Origin of the sequence: Longimicrobium sp. (assembly GCF_036280135.1) — a bacterium.
Classification (GTDB): Bacteria; Gemmatimonadota; Gemmatimonadetes; order Longimicrobiales; family Longimicrobiaceae; genus Longimicrobium.
Map to the genome: position 1 here is coordinate 1 of NZ_DASURI010000159.1, position 3,615 is coordinate 3,615.

At 72.6% G+C, this 3,615-nt stretch carries 2 protein-coding genes; one reads left to right on the forward strand and one right to left on the reverse strand.

Annotated elements, in window-relative coordinates; all coding sequences use genetic code 11:
* Window positions 1-563: 563 nt before the first annotated feature.
* The gene (locus tag VFZ20_RS04865) at window positions 564-1,505 is read right to left on the reverse strand and encodes a PIG-L deacetylase family protein (protein WP_329682708.1); all 942 of its coding nucleotides are present in this window, start codon (window positions 1,503-1,505) and stop codon (window positions 564-566) included.
* Between the two features lie 357 nt (window positions 1,506-1,862).
* Between VFZ20_RS04865 and VFZ20_RS04870 the strand changes: the two genes are divergently transcribed.
* Window positions 1,863-3,251, forward strand: coding sequence for a sigma-54-dependent transcriptional regulator (locus VFZ20_RS04870; protein ID WP_329682709.1), 1,389 nt, complete (start codon window positions 1,863-1,865; stop codon window positions 3,249-3,251).
* Window positions 3,252-3,615 lie beyond the last annotated feature (364 nt).

Genomic DNA, 3,615 nt, shown 5'->3' on the forward strand with positions numbered 1-3,615 from the left:
TTGGCGCGACCGAAGGATCTTGTGTGCGAGACTCGGGGGTGGATTCCGTACGCGAGGGTCGCCGCCGAGCTTCGCGGGCAAGGTCCTTCGTCGCCGCCAGGGTTCCGTCGTGACGAGGGTCCGCGCGGCGGCTCCTCAGGATGACGCCGGCGGGCGCGGCAGGCGAACACGCATCGCGATGCGTCATCCTGAGGGAGCGCCGCGCGTAACGTGAATGTGCACAGGACGTTGGCGCGACCGAAGGATCTTGTGTGCGTGACTCGGAGGCGGGTTCCGTGCGCGAGGGTCGCCGCCGAGCTTCGCGGGCAAGATCCTTCGTCGCCGCCAGGGTTCCGTCGTGACAAAGGTCCGCGCGGCGGCTCCTCAGGATGACGCTGTCGGGGAGGGAGACGGAAACAGCGCGAGGTCCGCGAGGCGGCTCCTGAGGATGACGCTTCTCGGGGTGAGCGAGGTGAACGGAGGCGACCGGGTTCTCCGGACTGCGTCCGGATCATCCACGACGAAAAACGAGCCGGCTGCTCCAGGGCAGCCGGCTCGTCGCGTTCCGCGGATGCAGATCGGCTTCAGCCGGTGAGGACGAGCGCCGGGGCATCGCGGCGGACGGGGGCGTCCCAGCGGCGGTCCAGGCCCAGGTGCTCGATGGCGTCGGCCGCGAGCTGGCGCCAGTGCTTGCCGCGGATGCCCAGCGGGTAGCGCTCGTAGCGCAGCCGCCCCGCGTGCGGCGCCTGCGTAAAGTCGTAGCGCGGCGCGGGACGGTATCGCTCCACGCGGATGGGCATGTCGCGCAGCACGCCGCCCTGCGTGACGAAGCAGTCGTACATCCGCCGCTTCATCTCCTTCTCCCCGGGTGACAGCACCACCTCCGTCACGGGCGCGCCGTCCCACGGCAGAAAGCGGTTCACCACCTTTTCGCCGCCCTCGTTGTGGTACGACGTGAACTCCGCCAGAGCCGGCGCGGGGGCGCCGTCGCGGGACAGCAGCGTGCACGCGGCCCGCGCGGCAAAGGCGGTGGCGTCGTGGTCCGTGTGGCCGCCCTCGTACGGGTGCGTGATGACCACCTCCGGGCGAAGCTCGTCGAAGAGCTCCGCCATTCGCCGGCTCACGGGCACCAGGTTCAGTGACACCTCGCTGTCCATCACCTCCATCCGCCGGCACACCCCGGCCGCGTCCAGACCCGCCACGCCCAGCGCCCGCGCCACTTCGAGGTGCCGCTGGGCCGCGTACTCGTTCCACGTGCGGAACTCCTGCCGGCCCCACTGCCGGCGATGCCGCGGGGCGCCGTCCGTCACGTGCAGGACCTGCACGGCGCCGTCCAGCCGCGGCAGCATTCCACCTACCCCGATGGTCTCGTCGTCCGGGTGCGCGGCCACGATCAGCACGCGGGGCGGGTCCGCCGCGCCGGCCGGAAGCGTGAACGTCCGGAGCAGCGAATGCAGCCGGGGGCCCACGGCCGGGGGCGCGGGAACGAAGTATTCACAGGTGGTACGTGGGGCGATGTAGGCCATCTGCTTGCGATGATAGTCCCTTGCCTGGCCGCCATTTGGCGCGGGGCCGAACCCCTGTTGCAGGATCTGGTCCGCCGCTGCTGCGTCTTGCTGTAGCAGGCTTGTCCCTCCCTTGTCCCAGCTGCCACGGACCGCTGGGGCAGCCATGGTGACCCACGCCCGCCACGCTGTGGCGGATGCGCGTTGTCTTCCGGCTGTCCACGGTGGCCGGATGTATTGCCGCGCCTGCGTTTTCTGCTGGTGTTTTTGCGGGGGATGGCTGGAATGGAGCTTGCCCTTGCCGCCCGCCCCCACGTGCGCGTCCCGCCTCGTGCCGGCCGCCGCTCCACCCGTCCCCCTCCTTCCCACCTTCCTCCCTTGGCCAGCGATCCGCTCTGGTTCCATGGGTTTGGCGAGGTAGAGCCCTTCTCGGCGGACCCGCTGGCGCGCGCGCTGGCGGCGGCCGGCCTGAGCCCGTGCCCGCTGGACGGAGACGGCGCGCGCGGGCCCGGGATCGTCGTGTTCCGGGAGGTGACGGACGAGCTGTGCGCGTTCGTGGCCGAGGCAAGCGGCGGCGGAGCGGAGCGGGTGCTGGCCGTGGCGGCGGACGGGGTGCCGGCGGCGGCCGCGTGGCGGGTGCTGCGGGCCGGCGCCTCGGACGTGCTGCCGCGCAGCCGCCCCGGCGGGGACCTGGCCGCGGAGGTGGCGGCGCGCTTTGGGCGGTGGGCGGCCGTGGACCGCGAGGTGGATTCACCGCGCGTGACCCGCAACCTGGTGGGGGCCAGCCCCGTGTGGCGGTCGCTGCTGCGGCAGGTGGTGGAGGTGGCGGCGTTCACGGACGCGCCCGTGCTCGTGACGGGCGAGACGGGCACGGGCAAGGAGCTCGTCGCGCGGCTCATCCACGCGCTGGACGCGCGCGCCGGCAAGCGCGAGCTGGTGCTGCTGGACTGCACCACCGTGGTCCCCGAGCTGTCGGGGAGCGAGTTCTTTGGCCACGAGCGCGGGGCCTACACGGGCGCGGACCGCAGCCGCGACGGCGCGTTTGCCCTGGCGGACGGCGGCACGCTGTTCCTGGACGAGATCGGCGAGCTGCCGCTGCCGCTGCAGGCGCAGCTGCTTCGCGTGGTGCAGGAGGGCACGTACAAGCGCGTGGGCGGCAACGCGTGGCTGCGCACGCGCTTTCGCCTGGTGTGCGCCACGCACCGCGACCTGCTGCACGACGTGGCGCAGGGCCAGTTTCGCGCGGACCTGTACTATCGCCTGGCGGCCGTGGTGTGCCACATGCCGCCCCTGCGCGACCGGCCGGAGGACATCGTCCCCCTGTTTCGCCACTTCCTGGCCCAGGCCCGCCCGGGCCAGGACCCGCCGGAGCTGGACGAGCCCGTGCGTGAGTACCTGCTGCGCCGGGCGTACCCCGGCAACGTGCGCGACCTCCGGCAGCTGGCGGCGCGCATCGCCTACCGGCACGTGGGGCCGGGGCCCGTGACGCTGGGCGACCTGCCGCCGGACGAGCGGCCGGCCCCGGAGTGCGAGGCCGGCTGGCCGGACGGCGACTTCGAGACGTCCATCCGCCGCGCACTGGCGCAGGGTGTGGGGCTCAAGGACATCGGCCGCCTGGCGTCGGAGACGGCCATCCGCGTGGCCGTGAGCGCGGAGGAGGGCAACCTGCAGCGCGCGGCGCAGCGCCTGGGCGTGACGGACCGCGCGCTGCAGATGCGCAAGGCACAGCGCCAGAACGCCGCCGCGCCGCGTCTGCGCCAGCGGTGATGCGTGTCCGCGACGAGCGGCAGGCACTCCGCGAGCGCCCCCTCCGGGCTCGCGGAGCTCGCCCACCTCCCCCAAAACTGCTGGGGGAGGTTGAACTGCGCTTCCTCCGGCAGGGTGTGCACAGCGCCGAGTGGCCCAGGAGAAATGATTCCTGAGAGGGTCCTACCCACCTCGAGCTTCGAAGGCGTCATCCTGAGGAGCCGCCGCGCAAACCCTGCACGCTCGGTGATCCATGGCGGCGGCGAAGGATCTTGTCCGCGAAGCGACAGGCCGGCTTCGGCGCGCTAAATCGGCCCCGCGCGGACGCCCCCTCCGGGCTCGCGGAGCTCGCCCACCTCCCCCAAAACTGCTGGGGGAGGTTGAA